Origin of the sequence: Streptomyces sp. NPDC007901 (assembly GCF_042959465.1) — a bacterium.
Lineage (GTDB): Bacteria > Actinomycetota > Actinomycetes > Streptomycetales > Streptomycetaceae > Streptomyces.
In genome coordinates, this window is sequence record NZ_JBIBKW010000031.1 from 48035 (window position 1) to 67600 (window position 19566).

The window sequence follows — 19566 nt, forward strand, 5'->3', positions numbered from 1 at the left end:
CCTCCCGAACCTATCAACTCACCCTCATAATAGCAGGAGTCACACACTTAAGGATTCAAAGTCACACTGTTTCTTGTGAATCTCACTCATCAATGAGGGTCTTCGGCGTCAGTTGACTGCCGCGAGTGCAGCACTGCCGGGGCAGGCCGCCGCAGAGCGAAGGCCGGGATCTCGACAGCCGGCCCCGGCCTTCCACTCACGTCGCCCGCGGGCGATCACACCCCGCCTGGCATGGCCCCAGCTCCGCGCCTTCGGCTCCTGGTCCGGCACTTCGGATGCCTCGTTGTACGCAAGGTGTCCGACGGTGGAGTGCGCCGTGCTCAGGTTGCCGTGCAGGCCGCCCGCGAGGTCGCGCGCCCGGCCGGACGACTCGGTGAGGCGCTCCATTACTTCGTCCAGCAGCTCGCCCCGGTAGTCGGACATCAGCAGTCCCCTGTCGTGGAGGCCCTGCACGGAGGTTTCCAGGAGGCCGAGAGCGGTCCTCATCTCTCCGGCCGCACGGGTCAGGTAGCTGAGGATGCGGTACGCCTCCAGCGGGTACTTGATCCCGCCGTCCTGAAGGGCGTATCCGATGTCCGGCCCTACGGCCGGACCCCGCGCAGGCCCCCCAGCTGCGCGAGATCATCGCCAACCTTCATGCCCGTGTCGACGAGGCCAAGCAACAGGGCTGGCTCGGCGAGATCGCGGGCCTGGAGGTGAGCCTCGCCGCGGCGAACGACAAACTCACCGCGATGAACCGCCTCACCGAACGGCACGGCGTCGTCCACCTCGGCATGCCCGACTTCCGTCCCGCCACTGGGCGGCATCGATGACGACGAGAGTCAGCGATCCTCCCCGAAGTGGCCACGATCTGTGAGCAGTCAGATTCACACGGATAAGCGCTCATCACGCGTTCTCAGACAACTTTGAGTGACCTGCCGGATGCGGCACAGCCCGAAAGGCCGAAAAACTGCCGTGCTTTCGGGCCGGGCGCTTCGAGGAATCCGCCATCGACCCCTCGGCCAGAAGAATCTTCAGATGGGCTCTGCCAGATGTTGGGGGTTGCCGGATAAGCTCCCACTGCGATGCTCATCGCTACAACAGAAAACGGACGGGCCGCCCGCGTCTTGGCGGGCATGGGCGGCCGCGTCCTTCGAGTCGAGCCCTCCGCTACCAGAGAAAGGATGCACGTACGTGCACGTATATGCATGCAGGCACATGCGAACTACTCGCTGTTTCAACAGGGAAGGACCCGTTCAATGCGTCAACATAACACTGGTTCTTCGGGCGTGACTAGCCAAGGCTCCGGGACCAAAGTTCCCACCGTCCTGGCCGTCACCTCGGCACTCGGCCTGTTCGCCTTCTTCACCGGACCGCTCCACCAAGCGGCGGCGATATCCCTGGCACTGGTCATCGCCGAGATGTCGACCCTGGTCATGTGAACTTCTCGCCGCGGACACCTTGGCTGGGGGGCGATGCTGATCTTCATCGCATTGCAGGGTGTGACAGGCTATCTCGCCTTCGCCTACGGCATCGAAGTTGCCGCCCTGGAGATTCTGGCCGTCGTCCTTGGACCTCCGGTGAAACGCTTGCTCGCTGGAGGTGATCGTCCGCCCGTCCAGGGTGGAGCAAGAACGCCGGAACCGAACGAAGCCAATACTCCCGCAGTGACGCAAGAAACTACACATAGACGGAGCCGCCTAAGCCTCCTGTTTTCAGCCTTGGTTTGTATCTTCTTCTATCTGACTCTGCGTAAGAAGCGACCTAGCACGGCAATCTGGGCTCGACTCAAGGTGCCTACCTCTTCGAGAGGTAGGCACCTCCCCTATGTTCAAGCCGTATTCGTCCAACACCACTGTCGCGGCCGGCCCTGTCCCGGTTTCCTCGATCTGACGGCAGTCGAGGTTGACGGCCTCGTGTCCTTCTAACGAGTGGGCTCGAAGGTCGATCCCTTGCCGTTTGCCATCTCCCGAAGTCGTTCAAGTAACGCGCGGCCGTCCCCCAGCGCCCGGTGATCGCCACCGGGCAGCGGCTGCCACACGTAGTCACCCCAGTAGTCCGACCACTCCCCTCCGACAGCGACATCTGGCACGGCTTGCAGGCCGCACGGCAGGCGGCGACCAGTCGCGCGGCGAGGCCGATGTCGAGGTCCCGCCCCGGCGCGTACGGCAGTTGCCCGAGCGCGGACATGTCCGGCACCGGCTCGTGGACGTGCACCTTCCCCGTGGCGGCGGACGCCCGGGACGCGCCGGTCGTCGCGGCGCGCTTCTTGTCCCTGCTCTTCTTCCGCTGGTTCCTGACCATTGGCAGTCCTCAGCTTGATCATTAACCTCGCTGCTGTTTCAGGCGGATGTGTTCGGTGAGGGTTTCGATTCGTTTCACGGTCTTCCCGGGCTCGTGACGTGGGGCTGACCTGCGATTCTTCGAGCCGGGTGGGCGTCCGGGTCCGGGCTTGGAGGGTTGGGGCACGTCGGCGGGACGGGCGGTCTTCACACGGAGGTGGCGGAACCCCCGGCGGACCCGGGCAGGGGTGAGCCGACGAGGCTGCACCGGCCGCTCCCAGGGCCGACGAAGGTCCTCGGCGAGGGGCCGGGCAAGGCGGAGTTGGGTGTGCGCGGCGATGATCAGCCACGTCCACAGGTCGGCCGTGTGCGGATCGCGGACCTTGGGGACGGTCCAGCCCAGGGTCTGCTTGAACAGCCGGAAGGTATGTTCAAGATCGAATCTGCGGAGGAACGCCTGCCAGCACGCATCGACGTCTGCGCCGGTCATCCCGGTGCGCGAGGACCACAGCCACACCGGCTTCGGGTCGCGGTCACCGGGCAGGTGCTCGACTCTCAGTCGGATCAACGTGCCGTGGATCAAAGGGAGTTCACCGCAGTGGTCGAGCCAGGGGCCACGGGCCTGCAATCGGGGGTGCATCCGGTCCCAGGCGAGGGCTTCGGCCCGGCCGTAGCGGCTGGTGTCGCACGTCGTGACCTGGTCGGGGGTGTGCCAGGACTCCCGCTTGGAGAAGGTGAGGACGCCGCCGTGCTTGCGGGGCTGTCCACCGCGCGGAGTGGAGCGGCGTGGGCCGGCGTCCCGGAGCATGACGCGGTCCGAGCGCAGCCGTCCGACCAGCTCGACGGGCAGGTCGGCCAGGACGTAGGCGAGGCGGGTGACGTCGTAGCCGGTGTCCATGACGACGAGGATGTCCGCGTCGCCCGGCCGCCATTGCCCGGCATGCACAAGCCGGGTGACCACCTCCCGCAGCTGGGTGGCGGTCACCGCGGTGGCATCGTCACACGGCCCCAGCCGGATCGCGTCCAGCACAGCCGTCCAGGACGTGCGTCCCGTCTCCAGCGCGGCGACGAAGGAGTAGGGCCAGCCGGGGATGAACTGATCCGCGCTGCGGCCCCGTCCGTAGACGTGGCAGAACAGCAACTCCGGGCTGGTGGGGGCATCGGGGCGCAACCAGTTGCTCACGTCCACCGCGAGTACGATCCGCCCGTCGGCGGCACGCGGCAGCGGCGTTGAGGCCAGCAGCCTGCGCAGGCGGCGCGGTTCCAGCCAGCCGTGGTTGACCGCGTCGTACATCGCTCCGTGCCCACGCCGGTGCTCGGCCGTGAGCGTCAACTCGACCAGCGACGTCACCGGGCCGTCCGAGCACAGCACCGCGTCGGTGAGCTCGAAGAGCGCATCTGTCCGGGTGTAGAGGCAGTCGTAGAACTGGACACGAAAGTGGGACAGGACACCCAACGCGGCGTCAGCGGACTGTTCAGCAGCGAGACTCTTCACCAGCGGCCGTTCCTTCACGCGACGTTGCTCGACACCTCGAAGCGTGAAGAACGGCCGCCCTGCTGTCCCGGCAACGAACCAAGATCAGCGGGTCAGGTGAACGGCCGAGGTTAAACACCAAGTTTAGAAGCCGTTGTCTTTCCGAGAGTGGCGGGTGTGTTTCTGCTGTTCAGGCATAGGGGTGGTGGTCTGGCGGCAGAGACGAGGTGTCGTGTTGTCTCTTCGGTGGAGGTCCGAGATGCCGTCGGTGATGGGGTTGTTGGAGGAGCGTGAACGTGCCGCCCGGCAGCGGGTGGACGCCCTTCAGGCCGAGCTGCGGGAGGCGGAGGCAGCATGTGAGCGGTTCGTGATCGCCCGCGAGACGGTGGCCGAGGTCCTGGCGGAACCTCGCGAAGGAGAGAAAGCTCCGTCAACTGAGGTAGCCGACGAGCGGCCGGCACGGGTCGCGGCCGCGGCACCCGGTTCGGTTGTGCCGACGTAGCGGGAAGGGCTCGCCCCGACGGTGCTGGCGCCGGATTACCTACAGCTCATGAACGCCCTGGCCGTCGGCAGCGGGTCGGGCGGCGAGCCGATGGATTGCCGGCAACTCGCCGTGGCGGTCGGTTTGGATTCGGTTCCGGCGAAGGTGGAGGGGGTTCGGTCGAAGGCGAAGCGTTTGGTCGCGCGAGGTTGGCTCGCCGAGGAGCGCCCGGGAATGTTCAGCCTGCTCGTCGGGCGAGACGGCGGCTCATGACCATGCTCATCGACCAGCGGACCATCGCCTCCGAGGTGTCGGTGCGGGCCTCGTAGTCGCGGGCGAAGCGGCGTGAGCGCATCAGCCACGCGAACGTGCGCTCGACCAGCCACCTCTTGGGCAGCACGGTAAAGCCCATGGTGTCGTCGCTGCGTTTGATCACGGTCAGCGCGATGCTCAGGACATCGCGCGCGAGGTCGACCAGGCGTCCGGTGTAGCCGCCGTCCGCCCAGACCAGGGTGATGTGCCAGTGCCGCTCGCGGATCCGGGCCAGTAGCGTCCGGGCCGCGTCGCAGTCGGTGACAGAAGCCGCGGTGACCATCACGGTCAGCAGCAGGCCGAGGGTGTCGACCACGATGTGCCGCTTACGGCCGTTCACCTTCTTTCCGCCGTCGAAGCCCCGGCTCGTGGCCGGCACCGACGCGGCTGCCTTCACCGACTGCGCGTCGATGATCCCCGCCGTCGGCTCCCGGTCCCGGCCTGCCGCCTCGCGGACCCGGTCGCGCAGCCGGTCGTGGAACTCGCCGACCAGGCCCTTGTTCCGCCAGCGCCGGAAGAAGGCGTAGACGCGGTCCCATGCGGGGAAGTCCGCGGGCATCGACTGCCAGGTGATGCCGCCCGCGACCACGTAGCGCACCGCGTCCACCATCTGCCGGTGGCAGTAGCCCTCCGGCTGCCCGCCCCGGCCCTCCAGCCAGCCCGGCATCGGCAACGCATCGCGGACCACGGCCCATTCGGCATCCGTCATGTCCGACGGGTACTTCGGCTGCCTGTGCGGGTGGTTCGCCGCGTTCCCGAACCGGTGAGCGAGGCAATCACACTCACGAGCAGCCGAGTTGGAGCCTGCGGGCGCGAGGGCGCACAACTGCGGTAACAGGGCCTCCTGGCATGCTTGAGGTCTCGACAACCTCGAGCTGCACCAGGGGTCCTGTATTCATGCGCGACAGGCCGCAAGATCACCCAGCCGAGTACCTGCAATCGCACTCGTGCTCACCAAGATCGATACGACAACGGTCACCGAACCGGGCCGGGGGCACCGTGCGGCCCCTCCGGTGCGGCTGTTCACTGCGAAGACTGGATTGGCGTCCGGTCGGCTTCCTTCACGATGAGGTCGATCAGGCCGGGGAATCGCTGGTCGAGCTCGTCCTTGCGCAGCACGTTCTCTCGGCGGATGCCGCTGTCGCTCTGGCGGATGATCCCGGCCTCGCGCAGGGCCCGGAAGTGGCGGGTCAGCACGGACGCGGTGAGGTGGGGGAAGAAGCCGCCACAGCTCAGGCCGGGGCTGTTGATCAGCCGGACGACCATTTCCAGGCGGAGCGGGTCGGAAAGCGCGCTGAGCACCGTGCGCAGGTCGACGTCGTCCAGGTCGGGGTGTGCGAGGGGGGCTGGGGTGCGGCTGGCCATGGTTCGAGAGTACCGCCGATCCCCCCTGTACGCGTTTGCGCGTACATGCGTTATGGTTGTGGAGCGTGCGCGAGATCCCCGCCCGCACTCTTTCGACTTTGCCAAAGGAACCACCATGTCGGACACCCTTCCAGTGGACATTTCGACCTCTCGCCTGTTCGAGCCGACCACCTTCGGCAAGATCGAACTGGCGAACCGGGTCGTGATGGCTCCGCTGACGCGGATGCGCGCCGGCGAGCGCGGCACCCCCGGCGACCTGCTCGTCGAGTACTACCGGCAGCGCGCGAGCGTCGGCATGATCACCACTGAGGGCACCTACCCCAGCTTCGACTCGCAGTCCTACGTCGGGCAGCCCGGCATCGCCAGCGACGAGCAGGCCGCCGGCTGGGCCCGGGTCGCCGAGGCGGTGCACGCCGAGGGCGGCAAGATCGTCATGCAGCTCATGCACGGCGGCCGCACCAGCCACCCGCAGCTCAACGGCGGACGCCGAGTCCTCGCGCCGAGCGCGATCGCGGTCAACGGTGAGTTGCACGTCGGTGCGGAGAAGCTGCCGTACGCGGTGCCGGAGGCGATGACCGCCGAGGAGATCAAGGCTTCTGTGGCTGATCACGTCGCCGCGGCCCGCCGTGCGATCGACGCCGGCCTCGACGGTGTGGAGATCCATTCCGCGAACGGCTACCTGCTGCACCAGTTCCTCGCGCCCGGCTCGAACGAGCGCACCGACGAGTACGGCGGCACCCCCGAGGACCGCGCCCGGTACGTGATCGAGGTCGTCACCGCGGTCGCCGAGGCCGTCGGCGCCGACCGGGTCGGCCTGCGGATCTCTCCGGCGCACAACATTCAGGACGCCCACGAGCCCGACCACGACGACGTCCTGGCCACCTACGGCCACCTGCTCGAGCAGTTGCGCCCGCTCGGCCTGGCCTACCTGTCGGTGCTCTATGCCGAGCCCGCCGGCGACCTCGTGAAGGAACTCCAGCAGCACTTCGGCGGCAAGCTGGTCGTCAACGGCGGTTTCATGGCCCCCGCCATCACCGCCGAGAGCGCGGCCAAGCTGCTGGAAGCGCCGTTCGTCGACGCTGTGGCCGTCGGCCGCGCGGTCATCGCCAACCCTGACCTGGTCGCCCGGTGGAGGGGCGGGCACCCGGAGAACGAGGCACGGCCCGAGCTGTTCTACGCCTTCACCGCCGAGGGCTACACCGACTACCCATTCCTGACTCAGTCCTGATCTACCGGCGCGGCTCCTGCCCAGCGCGAGGGCGTACAACTGCGGTAACAGGGCCTCCTGGCATGCTTGCGGTCTCGACAACCTCGAGCTGCACCAGGGGTCCTGTATTCATGCGCGACAGGCCGCAAGATCACCCAGCCGAGTACCTGCAATCGCACTCATGCTCACCAAGATCGATACGACAACGGTCACTTAGCTTGATCATTAACCTCGCTGCTGTTTCAGGCGGATGTGTTCGGTGAGGGTTTCGATTCGTTTCACGGTCTTCCCGGGCTCGTGACGTGGGGCTGACCTGCGATTCTTCGAGCCGGGTGGGCGTCCGGGTCCGGGCTTGGAGGGTTGGGGCACGTCGGCGGGACGGGCGGTCTTCACACGGAGGTGGCGGAACCCCCGGCGGACCCGGGCAGGGGTGAGCCGACGAGGCTGCACCGGCCGCTCCCAGGGCCGACGAAGGTCCTCGGCGAGGGGCCGGGCAAGGCGGAGTTGGGTGTGCGCGGCGATGATCAGCCACGTCCACAGGTCGGCCGTGTGCGGATCGCGGACCTTGGGGACGGTCCAGCCCAGGGTCTGCTTGAACAGCCGGAAGGTATGTTCAAGATCGAATCTGCGGAGGAACGCCTGCCAGCACGCATCGACGTCTGCGCCGGTCATCCCGGTGCGCGAGGACCACAGCCACACCGGCTTCGGGTCGCGGTCACCGGGCAGGTGCTCGACTCTCAGTCGGATCAACGTGCCGTGGATCAAAGGGAGTTCACCGCAGTGGTCGAGCCAGGGGCCACGGGCCTGCAATCGGGGGTGCATCCGGTCCCAGGCGAGGGCTTCGGCCCGGCCGTAGCGGCTGGTGTCGCACGTCGTGACCTGGTCGGGGGTGTGCCAGGACTCCCGCTTGGAGAAGGTGAGGACGCCGCCGTGCTTGCGGGGCTGTCCACCGCGCGGAGTGGAGCGGCGTGGGCCGGCGTCCCGGAGCATGACGCGGTCCGAGCGCAGCCGTCCGACCAGCTCGACGGGCAGGTCGGCCAGGACGTAGGCGAGGCGGGTGACGTCGTAGCCGGTGTCCATGACGACGAGGATGTCCGCGTCGCCCGGCCGCCATTGCCCGGCATGCACAAGCCGGGTGACCACCTCCCGCAGCTGGGTGGCGGTCACCGCGGTGGCATCGTCACACGGCCCCAGCCGGATCGCGTCCAGCACAGCCGTCCAGGACGTGCGTCCCGTCTCCAGCGCGGCGACGAAGGAGTAGGGCCAGCCGGGGATGAACTGATCCGCGCTGCGGCCCCGTCCGTAGACGTGGCAGAACAGCAACTCCGGGCTGGTGGGGGCATCGGGGCGCAACCAGTTGCTCACGTCCACCGCGAGTACGATCCGCCCGTCGGCGGCACGCGGCAGCGGCGTTGAGGCCAGCAGCCTGCGCAGGCGGCGCGGTTCCAGCCAGCCGTGGTTGACCGCGTCGTACATCGCTCCGTGCCCACGCCGGTGCTCGGCCGTGAGCGTCAACTCGACCAGCGACGTCACCGGGCCGTCCGAGCACAGCACCGCGTCGGTGAGCTCGAAGAGCGCATCTGTCCGGGTGTAGAGGCAGTCGTAGAACTGGACACGAAAGTGGGACAGGACACCCAACGCGGCGTCAGCGGACTGTTCAGCAGCGAGACTCTTCACCAGCGGCCGTTCCTTCACGCGACGTTGCTCGACACCTCGAAGCGTGAAGAACGGCCGCCCTGCTGTCCCGGCAACGAACCAAGATCAGCGGGTCAGGTGAACGGCCGAGGTTAAACACCAAGCTTAGAGATGGGCTCTTAACCCGGCTCCACACAACTGGGGGCAGGCCGGAGTCTCCATCCGGCCCGGGGCGGTTCACTCCGTGCCGCCTCCGGGTTGGACGGTGTCGAGTTCGGTGCGCGCTATGGAGGCGACCATGCGGAGGGCGGAGGCCGCCGCGTACTCCAGCCAGGTCCTGGCCTCGTCGGTTTCCCCGGATCGTCTGAGCGACATGGCGAGGTTGTAGGCGGCTGCCGGTGCGTAGACGGCGTGCCCGGTCTCGATGGCCCGGCGGTACGCCGCCTGTGCTCCCGCCGTGTCACCCTGTGCGCCGAGATGTGTGGCAAGGTCGGTGGCGGCCGCGGCTGCAAACTCGACGGCCGGCGACGCCATGACGCGTTCCCACATCGCACGTGCCTGGTCGCTGCGGCCCATCTCCGCAAGCGTCTTCGCCAGCACCGCCACCACCTGGGGCTGGTCCTTCTCTTTGACGGTGGTCCATGCGGCGTCGGCACCGGCTTCGTCGTGGCGAGCCGAGCGGAGGTTGCCCAGGTTGAGGGCCGCCCACGAGCCAGCCTCGGGGTGTCCGGACTCCAGCGCGCTTCGCCATGCCGCCTCCGCGCCCGCCTCGTCGTGCTCTTTCCCCAGCAGGTTGCCCAGGGCGAGGGCGGCCCAGGGAGCGGCCGCCTGGTGGCCGGAGGCCACGACGTGCTGGTAGACCTCCTGTGCGGTGTTCGATTGCCCGTACTCCTCGAGCGCTTCGCCGAGTTTCCGGGCGGCGGTCGGGGCGTGGTCGAGTGCGCCGGATTCCTGGGCATGGCGGCCCAGCGAGCGCAGGCGTTCGGCGTCCTCGTGGGCGGCGGCAGCCTGCTCCAGGAGCGCCAGGATGGTTTCCTCGGCGTCGGCACGGCGGGAGGCGAACCCCTCGGTCTCATCGGCCTTCCGGTTGTCGCCCTCGGTGCGTAGCAGGGCACTGAGCTGCGTGGCGGCTTCGGTGGTGGACTTGGCGTCGCCCAAGTCGATTGCTGTCCGGTAGGCGGCCTGTACTTGCTGATTCTCGCCCTGTGCGGCGTGCCGGTCGCCGAGCCAGATAGCTGCCTGCGCGGACCAGGTTTCGTGCCGCAGGGATACGACCTGGCGGTAGGCATCCTCGGCCGTCGCGGGTCCGTCGTTCGTCTCGAGCATGGTGGCGTAGAGGTAGGCCGCGGCCGGGGCAGCTTCGGGGTGGCGGGAATCGATCGCGTACCGGAGAGCCTTGGCCGCTCCTTCTGCATCGCCGGCATCGAGGAGTGTCACCCCCAGATTGCAGGCGGCATCCGGTGCCTGACTGCCCAGGCCTGAGGCGATGGCCCGCCCGTAGGCGGCTTGTGCTCCCGGTAGGTCGCCCTCGTTCTTGAGGAGGTTGCCCAGTATGTAGGCCACCTGCGCCGCGAGTTCGGCATCGCCGTGCTGCAGGGCATGTTCGTACGCGGCGCGCGCTTCGTCGGTGTTGTTCTTGTGGTCCAGGACGATGCCAAGGTTGCGGGCCGCCAGCGACGACAGGTCCTCGTCAGCCGTTTCCATCACACGGCGGAAGGCCCGCTCCGCTACGTCGAGGTCCTCGTTCAGGGAGGCCTCCACGCCGATTTCGTAGGCCCGTTGGACGGTGGCGTGCTCCAGGATGACGGTCCAGGCCTCGACTTCCACACGGTAGCTTCCGTCGGCGATCGCCTGCAGGGTGTGCTCGACCAGAATGTCGGATACGGTCCATCCGTCGGGCCGCCCGATCTGGGAGGTGCTGAGTGTGAGGGGCGACGCACGGGTGTGTTCGTGCACTGGTCGGCAGGCCCATTCCACGGCCGCGTCGAACCACGTGTCCGGGTCGGCGACGGCTCGCCGTGCACCTCACCTATGCCTCCCGGCGCGGCCACGCGATGATCGACCGGGAGCTGTACCTTCCCGCCGCCTGGGCTGCTGACGAAGAGCGGCGCCTGCTCGCCCACGTCCCCGACGAACGGGAGTTCGCCACCAAGCCGCAGCTGGCCGCCGACATGCTCGAACGCGCCCACGCCCTGGGCATCGGCGCCCGCTGGATGGCCGGCGACGAGGTGTACGGCGGACGCGAACTGCGCCTGGCTGCCCGCCGCCTGGGCTTCGACTACACCATGGCCGTCAAGACGGATCACCGCGTCACCACCTCCGCCGGCACCTTCACCGCCGCCGAACGCGCCGGGCACGTTCCGAGGAACGCCTGGGCACGCATGCGTACCGGCCACGGACTCAAGGGCGACCGCCACTACGACTGGTCCCTGCTCGGCGTACCCGCCGACGACACCCCTACCGGACACGCGGCCGGCCACTCCCACCTGGTCATCCGCCGTCACCGTTACACCGGCGCCCTCTCCTTCTACCGCTGCCACTCCGCCACTCCCGTCGCCCTGGCCACACTGGTCGACGTGATCTGCTGCCGCTGGAAGATCGAAGAGGATTTCCAGCTCAGCAAGAGTGCCTGCGGACTCGACCAGGGCCAGACCACCTGCTGGAACTCCTGGATGCGCTGGACGCTGATCAGCATGCTCGCCGCCGCCGTCCTCGCCGTCACACGCCTGCGTACCACCGCCCCGGCTACCCGCGGCCGACTCGTCCCGCTCAGCGCCCGCGAACTGCTCCGCCTGCTGCGGGCCACCGTGCTGCCCTCGCCCCGGCGCGACCGCGATCACCTGCTGCACTGGTCCGCCTGGCGCCGCGAACACCAGCACCGCGCGGCCGAAGCACACCGCCGCTGGAACAACGTCACCGCCGCCGCGACAACATGACACCTGAGCCGAAGCACGATAGCTGTCACCTCCGGAGCCCGCTGAACTGCGACTTCAGTCGGGCGAGGCAGGGTAGTTGTCACCGACGCGGCGCGCTATCTGTCACCAGCAGTGCGCAAAGCATCGCGGTTGTCACCGACTCCCGTTCTCCGCAGCCGACTGAGCTGCCCCGTGCCCCCGGCTGCACTGTCACGGTGCAGCTAGCACATAGGGATTCGTTGACCTGTATGAATGCCAGGTAGTTCGAGACTGCAGATGTCTGCCGATCTCAAACGGCCTGGCTTTCGCGGAAGTCCCGCTCGCCGTGGAGACGGAAGTCCTGGCGATCGTCGGCCCCGTGACGACATTTGTACAAGACCGAGGCCGGCAGCCCAGGCATCCTCCCGTGCATGGGTATCTACGACGGCGAGCACTTGCACGGGTTGCACATGGTCCACGACGGCCCGCAGGAGGCGCCGCCGCTAGTGCTCATCCACGGTTCGGGGGCCTCGGGCAGCTCCTGGAGCCCGGTAGTGCCGGCACTGGCCAGCCGGTATCACGTCATCCGGGTCGACCTCCCGGGCCACGGTCAGTCCCCGCCCGCGCCGTCGTACGACGTGCCTGAGCAGGCAGCCCGCCTGGCCGCGGCGCTCGATGAGCTCGGCCTTCGTCCGGTCACCGTGGCCGGGCACTCCAGCGGCGGATACATCGCCACCGCTCTCGCCGAACAGCGCCCGGACCTAGTGGGTTCGCTCGCACTGATCAGCAGTGGCCCGAGTCCCGACGCGCTCCTTTCGCAGCCCGTCCTCCTTCGGGTCCTGATCGCCCCGCCGCTCGGCCCGCTTCTGTGGAGAGTCCGTTCCGACGCGATGCTCCGCCGGGGGGTGACCGTGGTGTGCAACCGCCCGGTGGACGTCCCGGACGACTTGGTCGCCGAGGCACGGGCCATTGGCTACCGCACGTTCAGGACGGTGCTGCGCCAAAACGGCGCATACATCGCCGAGAGGAGCGTACCCGCGCGCCTGGCCGCACTCGACGTCCCCGTTCTGGTGATCTTCGGTGCTGCCGACCGCCGCTGGGATCCGTCTTCAGCGCACCACTACGACACGGTGCCGAACGCGCGAGTCGAGCAGCTGCCCGACGTCGGGCACCTCCCCATGCTCGAAGCGCCGGAGGCGATCGGCGAGTTGCTGCTGGGCTTCGCGACGACGGGCCGCTGACACCCATCGCCTAGCCTGGTGGTGTGAGGTCCACCGAAACACCACCTGACTGGGCGTCGGTGGAGGTCGCCGTGCCCCGGCAGCCGGGCCAACTGCCGGGGGTCAGCATGGCTGGGTTCCGCCAACGTGCCCCGGCGCGCGTGGATATCGCCATGGTCGCGCACCCCTCGGTCACTCTGTTCGTGGACCTGAGTGAGGGAGACAGCCTTGTCTACGACGCCCACGGCCGGCGCGAATGCGGCAGCACGGTCGTTGGACTGGTACCGCGCGACCTTCGGCTCGGAGGCCGGGCGGCCGGAGGGATCGAGTGCCTCCAGATCCGGTTGTCGCCGGTCCTGGCGGTTGCGGTGCTCGGCGCATCGACCGACCTCAGCGGGACGGTGGTCTCCCTGGAGGATGTCTGGGGCCGCGACGCCGAGCGAGCCGAGGACAGGCTGCGAACCGCCGCGTCGTGGGACGAGCGGTTCACGATCGCAGTGGATGCCCTTGGCCGACGGCTGAGCGCCCGCCCGTCGCTTGATCCAGAGGTGGCTGCTGCCTGGTGGCTGATGCTCACCAGCCGGGGACGGGTACGCGTCGACAGCCTGGCGAACCAGGTCGGATGGAGCCGTAAGCGCCTGTGGTCCCGCTTCCGGTCCCAGATCGGCCTCACCCCCAAGCACGCCGCCCGGCTGGTGCGCTTCGACCACGCCGCCCATCTCCTCGCGGCGGGTAACGCCGCCGCCCAGGTGGCGGCCGCAAGCGGCTACGTCGACCAGGCCCACCTCCACCGCGAGGTCAAAGCGTTCACCGGGGTGACACCCACCGCCGTAGCCGCTGCGCCGTGGCTCGCCATCGATGACGCCGCGTGGCCGACCTCGTTCGCGGACCTGCCGCCGTCGACGCCTCCGATCCGTCAGGTTCCAGCGAAGTGAGCTGAGGTCCCACGAGAGACGAGGCATCGTCTCTCAGCACCTACCCGGATGAGAAGCGGACAGCACAAACGGAACGGGTGGGAATCCGACAGGACACCGGCGGTGGGGCTGGCGCGTGTAGTCCGACGACCCTGGTGACAACAAGCTGCCTTGGTGACAACTACCGCGCTTCGGCACAACACCACCGGCGTGATCAAGAACTACAGCTGCCGTGGCTGTCTGGCCGCCGTCCGCCACGGACTCCGTGTCCGTGATGATCACGGCGTGGTCGGACGAGAGGAGGGTGGTCGTGCCCACGGTGCGAGGCGCGGTGACGGAGGGCGCGCCCGCGTTCAGCCCTGGTAAGGGCCGAGGCTGTAGAGGCCGAAGCAGCCCCAGGCGACCAGGACCGCCAGGATCAGTCGGCGTGGGCCAGGGGTCCTTCGTCGACGTTCGGATCGGTCGACACGCGGCCCGCGTTGAAGTTTCTTGCGACATGCGTCGGTTGGTGAGCTCGGCATGGAGGGGGCGCGTGGTCAGCCTCGTGCGTTCCAGACGAGGGGCGTCTTGCGGATCCAGGTGTCCTGCTCAAGCGTGTCGAGGAGGAAGCGAGCGAGATCGGTGCGGTTGATCTGCGTCCCCGGCTTCTCGGAACCGGCCTCGGCGGCGCGCGGAGGGCCGCTCATCGGCTTGTCGGTGAGGGCGACTGCCCGGACTAGGGTCCAGTCGACGTCGGAGGTGCGAAGGAGCTGGTCGACGCCGTCGTGGTCGTCGTAAGCGGCCTTGAGGTTGGAGACCGTGATCAGGGCCTTCGTCAGGGCCTTGATCACCGGGTTGATCCGGGCCCAGTCGTCTCCGGCGCCCTGCGTGGAGGTCACAACGATTCGGCGGATGTTCTGCTCGCCCATCACGGTGAGGGTGTTGCGGGTGGCGTCGGTCATGAACATGGGCGGGCTGACGGGTTTGGCCCAGGGGTTGTCAGAGGCACGGGAGTTGTTGAGCGTGCTGATCACCGCCTGGGTGCCCTTGGCGGCCTTGCGGAGGTCGTCGATGCTGGCGGGTGTGCCCTGGATCAGTTCGACGCTCGCCGGGGCCTGGACGGTGTCGGGGTTGCGTACGAGGGCCCGGACGAGGTGGCCGCGCTCTGCGGCCTGGTGGAGGACGTGGATGCCGGTGCGGCCGGTGCCGCCGAGGATGAGCAGGTTGGCCATGGTGAGTGATTGCCTTTCGGGATTGTTCGGGCCGGTCGGGAGACGGTCGGGGCCGATCAGGCGGCCCGCCCACCGCCGATGGCCTGTCGTCGGTGGGCTGCCGGTCGCCTGCGAGGCCCAGCATCAGCCCCTTGGCGGCCTTGGGCCCTTTGCGCCCGGCCGAACTCACCCAGCAGGGCGGCGACTTCCTCAGGGTTCTCGATGACCGTCGGGACGGCGGCGTGGTCCTGGCCCCGGATGCGCAGCCGGACGGCGAACCCCTGGCGCGTGCTGGGGATCCAGCCGAGCTGGGAGGACATGGCGAGCACCGTGTCGGGATCCCAGTCGAAGTAGCCGATGAGGACCGTGAATTGGCTACCCGTCCTGTGCCCCTTGTACGTGAGCAGCATCAGGCGCCCGCTCAGCGGCTTGTGGAAGCGGGAGGCGGGCAGCGGCCCTACGACCTTGTTGGCGGCTCGGAAGATCTTCACCAAGGATGGCCTGGTCGCGTTCTGCCGCGGGCGTGCCGGAGGTGCTCACCAGTTGCCGCCGGGGACGGTGTGGACGATCTCGGCCTGGTCGCGCTTGGTGTATGCGTCCCAGTAGTGCTCGGCGATGGTCTCGGGCTCGGTGCCGGGACCGCTGCCGATGAATACCCCGATGGCCACGTGCGCGGCGTGCACCCCGCGCTCGGCGAGGTCGACGCCCAGGGCCATGGCGTAGTTGCGCAGGGCCGCCGACGCGACGCCGATGCTGCCGAACGCGCCGCCGATCGGCCGGACCGAGGAGGCGCCCGTGGAGAACAGCAGGGTGCCACTGCCGCGTTCGAGCATGGCGGGCAGCACCTGACGGACCGCGGCAACCGCTCCGTACAGGTAGTAGTCGAGCTGCTTCTGGAGGTCCTGCGCCGTGGCGTCGACGGCGGCGGCGCCGGCGTAAGTGGGGTCGGCGGGTGAGTACTCCAGTACGTCGACGGCCCCGAACCGGTCGGCGACCGCGGCGAGCGCCGACTGCAGCGAGTCGGGACGCGTCACGTCCGCGGCGAAGCCCGCGGCCTCGATGCCCTCCTCGGCGAGCTGCGCGGCGAGCGCGTCGAGCTTGTCCTGGGTACGGGAGACCAGGGCGACCTGGAAACCCTCCTTTCCGAAGCGGCGGGCGATGGACAGGCCCAGGCCGGGGCCTGCCCCGATGACGGCGATGACGGGCATGGGTGGTGCTGCTCCTCTGGTCGGACGGGCTGGACGGGGGTCAGGTGCGCTCGGGGACGGCGCAGCCGTCGGGGCCGCAGACCGGGGCGTCGCCGGCGGCGGGGGTGACCGGGTGGGTGTCGGTCCAGGCCGTGCGCAGCAGGTCGAGCAGGGTGTCGCTGTCCTGTGCGCCGGGGACGCCGTAGCGGCCGTCGATGACGATGAACGGGGCGCCGCGCGCGCCCAGGCGCTGGGCCTGGCGGGCGTCGTCCTGCACCTGCTGCCGGTAGCGGCGCTGGTCCAGGATCTGACGGGTCTGCTCTCGGTCCAGGCCGAGTTCGTCCGCGAGCTTCAGCAGGTCCTCCAGGGAGAACACGGGCTGGGCCTTGCCGAAGTAGGCGCGGAAGATCGTGTCCCATGCCTCGCGGTTCCTGCCCTGGGCGGAGGCGTGGGCGAGGAATTCGTGGGCTAGGTCGGTGTTGCCGACCTGGTTGTCCAGCACCCGGTACGGGCTCAGGCTCTCGCTGTGCGCCAGCGCCTCGATCTGCTGGGCCGCCGCCTCGGCGCCGTGCTTGCGCAGAAGAAAGTTACGGACGGAGAAGGTACTTCCCTCGGGGACGCCGCCGAGCGGGAAGGAGTGGTGGACCACCTCCACCTCGTCGGCATGCTCGAACCGTGCCAGGGCTCGCTCCACACGGTGGCTGCCCAGACCGCACCACGGGCAGGTCACCTCGGACCAAATATCTACCTTCACCATGGAGCTCCAATTCCTACGACTTGTGCGTAACGCCATGATGGACCAGTATGGAAGCCGTTACAAAAGGCACATCCGTGTGCGTGCCGGAGAGGAATGTGCGTCATGGGGACGACCAGCGAGGCCGACATCGTGGGAGCTGCGACGATCGGACCGTGCGCAGCCATTCCCGCAGACCAGATGGCATTTATCCGGCAGATCCTGGACCGCATCGGCGACAAATGGAGCCTGCTGCTGATCACCGTCCTTGAGTCCGGCCCGCTGCGCTACACCGACCTGCAACGCCAGGTCCCCGGCATCTCCCAGCGCATGCTCAGCCTCACCCTGCGCCAGCTCCAGCAGGACGGCCTGATCACCCGCACCGCCTACGCCGAAGTACCCCCGCGCGTCGAGTACACCCTCGCCCCGCTGGGCCGCAGCCTGCACGAGATCGTCACGCCCCTGATCGGCTGGGCCGCCGACCACCACGACGACATCCGCGCCAACCGCGACCGCGCCGCAGCCGCTGGAGCCTGACGACCGCAGCGTCCGCATGCGGGGTCCGAGCAAGGACCTGGACAGAAGACCCCTGCGCCTGAACTCATCCCTCGCCTATCGTTCCAGCTGACGTAGCCCCACGCACGGGCGCGATCACGGCCACGCAGCCGTGCAGGCCAAAAGCGAATCCGCCCGTCTTTCCCCCGTGGCGGTCGGCCGTTGTCTCAGTGTCCAGAGAACAAGGTCGGCGGCGGTACGGATTTCGTGCGCATCTGAACGAGCGACATCGTGGCGGACAGCTGAAGTGGGGGCACGCGACTGCTAGTTCAGAGAAGTCACGAGTCCGAACGAGATCGCACCTGACCAGATGGTTCGAGGCATGGGGCACCTCCGTGACGGCCCCGAGCGTGATCAGGCTATGGCCGTAGAGGGAGCACCGCACGCGGGGCTGTGAGGCTCCCTGCGGGGAGCCAGGAGGCCCGGAGGGGTGGCGGGCAAAGGCCTGAGGGAACACTTCGGCGCACTGGCCTTAGTGCGTTGTGGCAAACCGGATCTTGTTCGAGCGGCAGCGGGTGATTATCTGGACGGAGAGTCGGGTGCGGTCGCGGGCATGAGAGAACGGGCCCCTTGGTAGTGACGCGGTTACGACACCAGCACGACCAAGGAAGCCCGTTGCCTCACCAGTTGAGCAGTATCTCTGCGTATGCGTCCACCGCGGTCACCCCTGGGTGTGACTGCTACGTGCACCGGTTCGGTTCGCTCGCTCCGGGACGGCGGGTAGGCTGCTACCCGAGTGACATGACGGATGCGGAGTGGGCCGAGGTCCGCGCCGCGATGCCGGTGCCGGCCTGGCTGCTGAAGCGGGGCGGGCGTCCGGAGGCGTTTTGCCACCGCGAGATGCTTGACGCGGTGCGCTACCCGGTCGACAACGGCGTGAAGTGGACGGCTCTGCCGGTCGATTTCCCGTACTGGCGGGCGGTCTACGACTTCTTCCGCCGCTGGCGGACCTACGACTACGTGCGTGAGCTGTACGAACGCCTGCGACGTTCGGCGAGGCAGCGTGCGGGCCGCAACGCCGAGCCCAGTGCGGGGATCATCGACAGTCAGTCGGTGGACGCCTCCGAGACCGTCGGCCAGGACAGTCGCGGATACGACGGCGGCAAATCACGTGACGGGCGCAAGCGCCACATCCTGACCGACACCGAGGGCCTGCTCCTGGAGGTCACCGTGACCACGGCGGACGTCCACGACTCCAAGGCCGCCCCCGCGCTGCTGGAGACGTTCATGGACCAGCCGGGCCGGCTGCTGAAGCTGGTGTGGGTCGACAGCGCCTACCAGGGCCCCGCACTGGCCGAGGCGTTCGCCCGCCACGGAGTGCGCGTCGAGGTCGTGCGCCGCTCCGACGGACAACGCGCATTTGTCGTACTGGCCCGCAGGTGGGTGGTGGAGCGCACGCTGAGCTGGCTGGCCCGCTCACGCCGCCTCAACCGCGACCACGAACGCCGACCCGACCACCACGCCCAGATGGTCTGGTGGGCCGCCGTGATCAGACTGTCCCGGCGCCTGGCCGCAGACGCTCCGCGCTGGCCGGAGAAACGTCCCGGCCGACTGCTCCGGGCGCGGGCATGAACCGTCCGTCCTTCGCCCGCACCAGCCAGCCCCGCTTCTCCAGCACATAGGCACGGTGACGGATCTTCTCCACCTCGTTCTTGACCTCCGCCTCCCGGCCCACCGCCCGCGTCAACTCCACCCCGTTCACCGGCCCCGAAGCAGCCACCGCGGCGAACACCTCCCGATACAGGCCGCTGAGCACCTCCTCGCCCATGCCCGACCGCCACACCGGCGGCCGCTCGCCATGCCCCACGCCCAAGCCGCTCGCCCCCACGGCAGCAGCCTCACTACCAGACGGCACGGAAACCGGCGTCTTCACCGGACCCTCCCCGGCCGGCACCGACACGAGCTCCTCACGCCCCACCCGGGCTCGCTCGAGTCGCTCCCGTGCAGCATCCACCTCCGCCTGAGCCTGCTCCAGAACCTCCGTCCAGGACTCCAGATCCTGCCTCGCCCGCGCCTCACGCTGTTCCATCAACCCCAGCACCGACGGCATCGCACCCTCCTCGATCCACAACAAGCCGTCCGCTGCCTGCCCCTACACCGTCGCCGTCATGCCCACACACGAAGAAGTCCCAGCTCAT

Annotated in this window: 21 protein-coding genes; 9 read left to right on the forward strand and 12 right to left on the reverse strand. The window is 68.5% G+C overall.

What is annotated here, in order from left to right; genetic code table 11:
* Positions 1–108 precede the first annotated feature (108 nt).
* Positions 109–486, reverse strand: coding sequence for a hypothetical protein (locus ACFZDK_RS50320; protein WP_390984611.1), 378 nt, complete (start codon positions 484–486; stop codon positions 109–111).
* Positions 487–581: 95 nt separating this feature from the next.
* Positions 582–767 carry a hypothetical protein gene (locus ACFZDK_RS50325; protein WP_390984614.1) on the reverse strand — a complete coding sequence of 62 codons (186 nt, stop codon included), beginning with the start codon at positions 765–767 and terminating at the stop codon, positions 582–584.
* Positions 768–1268: 501 nt separating this feature from the next.
* Here ACFZDK_RS50325 and ACFZDK_RS50330 point away from each other — a divergent pair.
* On the forward strand, positions 1269–1421 hold the full coding sequence (locus ACFZDK_RS50330) for a hypothetical protein (protein ID WP_390984616.1): 153 nt from the start codon (positions 1269–1271) through the stop codon (positions 1419–1421).
* Positions 1422–2304: 883 nt separating this feature from the next.
* Here the strand turns inward: ACFZDK_RS50330 and ACFZDK_RS50335 are convergent.
* A complete protein-coding gene (locus ACFZDK_RS50335; RefSeq protein ID WP_390984619.1) occupies positions 2305–3756 on the reverse strand; it encodes an NF041680 family putative transposase in 1452 nt (483 codons plus the stop codon).
* 238 nt (positions 3757–3994) lie between these two features.
* Between ACFZDK_RS50335 and ACFZDK_RS50340 the strand changes: the two genes are divergently transcribed.
* Together ACFZDK_RS50340 and ACFZDK_RS50345 are read left to right on the forward strand one after the other, a co-directional pair.
* Positions 3995–4237 (forward strand): hypothetical protein, encoded by a 243-nt coding sequence (locus ACFZDK_RS50340; RefSeq protein WP_390984622.1) that lies wholly within the window; start codon positions 3995–3997, stop codon positions 4235–4237.
* A gap of 48 nt (positions 4238–4285) precedes the next feature.
* A complete protein-coding gene (locus ACFZDK_RS50345; RefSeq protein WP_390984624.1) occupies positions 4286–4489 on the forward strand; it encodes a hypothetical protein in 204 nt (67 codons plus the stop codon).
* Here the strand turns inward: ACFZDK_RS50345 and ACFZDK_RS50350 are convergent.
* Positions 4455–5237: an IS5 family transposase gene (locus tag ACFZDK_RS50350; protein WP_390984627.1), complete on the reverse strand. Its 783-nt coding sequence runs from the start codon at positions 5235–5237 to the stop codon at positions 4455–4457. The genes ACFZDK_RS50345 and ACFZDK_RS50350 overlap by 35 nt on opposite strands.
* A 314-nt stretch (positions 5238–5551) precedes the next feature.
* Complete coding sequence (locus tag ACFZDK_RS50355; RefSeq protein ID WP_390984630.1) at positions 5552–5893, reverse strand: ArsR/SmtB family transcription factor; 342 nt, start codon at positions 5891–5893, stop codon at positions 5552–5554.
* A 115-nt stretch (positions 5894–6008) separates the two neighbouring features.
* On the opposite strand from ACFZDK_RS50355, the gene ACFZDK_RS50360 reads away from it, so the two are divergent.
* Positions 6009–7121 (forward strand): alkene reductase, encoded by a 1113-nt coding sequence (locus ACFZDK_RS50360; RefSeq protein ID WP_390984632.1) that lies wholly within the window; start codon positions 6009–6011, stop codon positions 7119–7121.
* A 204-nt stretch (positions 7122–7325) separates the two neighbouring features.
* Here the strand turns inward: ACFZDK_RS50360 and ACFZDK_RS50365 are convergent, their stop codons facing one another.
* A complete protein-coding gene (locus ACFZDK_RS50365; RefSeq protein ID WP_390984619.1) occupies positions 7326–8777 on the reverse strand; it encodes an NF041680 family putative transposase in 1452 nt (483 codons plus the stop codon).
* Positions 8778–8972: 195 nt separating this feature from the next.
* Positions 8973–10691, reverse strand: a complete 1719-nt coding sequence (locus ACFZDK_RS50370) for a tetratricopeptide repeat protein (protein ID WP_390984634.1) — start codon at positions 10689–10691, stop codon at positions 8973–8975.
* 62 nt (positions 10692–10753) lie between these two features.
* On the opposite strand from ACFZDK_RS50370, the gene ACFZDK_RS50375 reads away from it, so the two are divergent.
* From ACFZDK_RS50375 to ACFZDK_RS50385, 3 genes are all read left to right on the forward strand, one after another.
* Entirely contained in the window at positions 10754–11671 is a 918-nt protein-coding gene (locus ACFZDK_RS50375; RefSeq protein WP_390984637.1) for a transposase, read from the forward strand.
* Positions 11672–12060: 389 nt separating this feature from the next.
* The gene (locus tag ACFZDK_RS50380) at positions 12061–12870 is read left to right on the forward strand and encodes an alpha/beta fold hydrolase (RefSeq protein ID WP_390984639.1); all 810 of its coding nucleotides are present in this window, start codon (positions 12061–12063) and stop codon (positions 12868–12870) included.
* Positions 12871–12977: 107 nt separating this feature from the next.
* Positions 12978–13784, forward strand: coding sequence for a helix-turn-helix domain-containing protein (locus ACFZDK_RS50385; RefSeq protein ID WP_390984692.1), 807 nt, complete (start codon positions 12978–12980; stop codon positions 13782–13784).
* Between the two features lie 515 nt (positions 13785–14299).
* On the opposite strand, the gene ACFZDK_RS50390 is transcribed toward ACFZDK_RS50385, so the two are convergent.
* Genes ACFZDK_RS50390 through ACFZDK_RS50405 form a run of 4 tightly spaced genes read right to left on the reverse strand, consistent with a single transcriptional unit; the run spans position 14300 to position 16897 of the window.
* Positions 14300–14974, reverse strand: a complete 675-nt coding sequence (locus tag ACFZDK_RS50390) for an NAD(P)H-binding protein (protein ID WP_390984642.1) — start codon at positions 14972–14974, stop codon at positions 14300–14302.
* Between the two features lie 56 nt (positions 14975–15030).
* Positions 15031–15444, reverse strand: coding sequence for a hypothetical protein (locus tag ACFZDK_RS50395; RefSeq protein WP_390984645.1), 414 nt, complete (start codon positions 15442–15444; stop codon positions 15031–15033).
* Between the two features lie 45 nt (positions 15445–15489).
* The gene (locus ACFZDK_RS50400) at positions 15490–16161 is read right to left on the reverse strand and encodes an SDR family NAD(P)-dependent oxidoreductase (protein ID WP_390984648.1); all 672 of its coding nucleotides are present in this window, start codon (positions 16159–16161) and stop codon (positions 15490–15492) included.
* Positions 16162–16201: 40 nt separating this feature from the next.
* The gene (locus tag ACFZDK_RS50405) at positions 16202–16897 is read right to left on the reverse strand and encodes a DsbA family protein (RefSeq protein WP_390984650.1); all 696 of its coding nucleotides are present in this window, start codon (positions 16895–16897) and stop codon (positions 16202–16204) included.
* A gap of 177 nt (positions 16898–17074) precedes the next feature.
* On the opposite strand from ACFZDK_RS50405, the gene ACFZDK_RS50410 reads away from it, so the two are divergent.
* Together ACFZDK_RS50410 and ACFZDK_RS50415 are read left to right on the forward strand one after the other, a co-directional pair.
* Positions 17075–17410, forward strand: coding sequence for a winged helix-turn-helix transcriptional regulator (locus tag ACFZDK_RS50410; RefSeq protein ID WP_390984652.1), 336 nt, complete (start codon positions 17075–17077; stop codon positions 17408–17410).
* A gap of 759 nt (positions 17411–18169) precedes the next feature.
* On the forward strand, positions 18170–19000 hold the full coding sequence (locus ACFZDK_RS50415) for an IS5 family transposase (RefSeq protein WP_390984655.1): 831 nt from the start codon (positions 18170–18172) through the stop codon (positions 18998–19000).
* Here ACFZDK_RS50415 and ACFZDK_RS50420 read toward each other — a convergent pair.
* Positions 18918–19478 (reverse strand): hypothetical protein, encoded by a 561-nt coding sequence (locus ACFZDK_RS50420; protein ID WP_390984658.1) that lies wholly within the window; start codon positions 19476–19478, stop codon positions 18918–18920. The genes ACFZDK_RS50415 and ACFZDK_RS50420 overlap by 83 nt on opposite strands.
* Positions 19479–19566 lie beyond the last annotated feature (88 nt).

Excerpts from the sequence above, each read along its gene's own strand:
- ACFZDK_RS50340 (WP_390984622.1), top strand. The coding sequence starts at position 3,995 with ATGCCGTCGGTGATGGGGTTGTTGGAGGAGCGTGAACGTGCCGCCCGG.
- ACFZDK_RS50345 (WP_390984624.1), top strand. The coding sequence starts at position 4,286 with ATGAACGCCCTGGCCGTCGGCAGCGGGTCGGGCGGCGAGCCGATGGAT.
- ACFZDK_RS50320 (WP_390984611.1), bottom strand. The coding sequence starts at position 486 with ATGAGGACCGCTCTCGGCCTCCTGGAAACCTCCGTGCAGGGCCTCCAC.
- ACFZDK_RS50360 (WP_390984632.1), top strand. The coding sequence starts at position 6,009 with ATGTCGGACACCCTTCCAGTGGACATTTCGACCTCTCGCCTGTTCGAG.
- ACFZDK_RS50355 (WP_390984630.1), bottom strand. The coding sequence starts at position 5,893 with ATGGCCAGCCGCACCCCAGCCCCCCTCGCACACCCCGACCTGGACGAC.
- ACFZDK_RS50350 (WP_390984627.1), bottom strand. The coding sequence starts at position 5,237 with ATGACGGATGCCGAATGGGCCGTGGTCCGCGATGCGTTGCCGATGCCG.
- ACFZDK_RS50410 (WP_390984652.1), top strand. The coding sequence starts at position 17,075 with ATGGCATTTATCCGGCAGATCCTGGACCGCATCGGCGACAAATGGAGC.
- ACFZDK_RS50400 (WP_390984648.1), bottom strand. The coding sequence starts at position 16,161 with ATGCCCGTCATCGCCGTCATCGGGGCAGGCCCCGGCCTGGGCCTGTCC.
- ACFZDK_RS50385 (WP_390984692.1), top strand. The coding sequence starts at position 12,978 with ATGGCTGGGTTCCGCCAACGTGCCCCGGCGCGCGTGGATATCGCCATG.
- ACFZDK_RS50390 (WP_390984642.1), bottom strand. The coding sequence starts at position 14,974 with ATGGCCAACCTGCTCATCCTCGGCGGCACCGGCCGCACCGGCATCCAC.
- ACFZDK_RS50415 (WP_390984655.1), top strand. The coding sequence starts at position 18,170 with ATGACGGATGCGGAGTGGGCCGAGGTCCGCGCCGCGATGCCGGTGCCG.
- ACFZDK_RS50420 (WP_390984658.1), bottom strand. The coding sequence starts at position 19,478 with ATGCCGTCGGTGCTGGGGTTGATGGAACAGCGTGAGGCGCGGGCGAGG.
- ACFZDK_RS50380 (WP_390984639.1), top strand. The coding sequence starts at position 12,061 with ATGGGTATCTACGACGGCGAGCACTTGCACGGGTTGCACATGGTCCAC.
- ACFZDK_RS50405 (WP_390984650.1), bottom strand. The coding sequence starts at position 16,897 with ATGGTGAAGGTAGATATTTGGTCCGAGGTGACCTGCCCGTGGTGCGGT.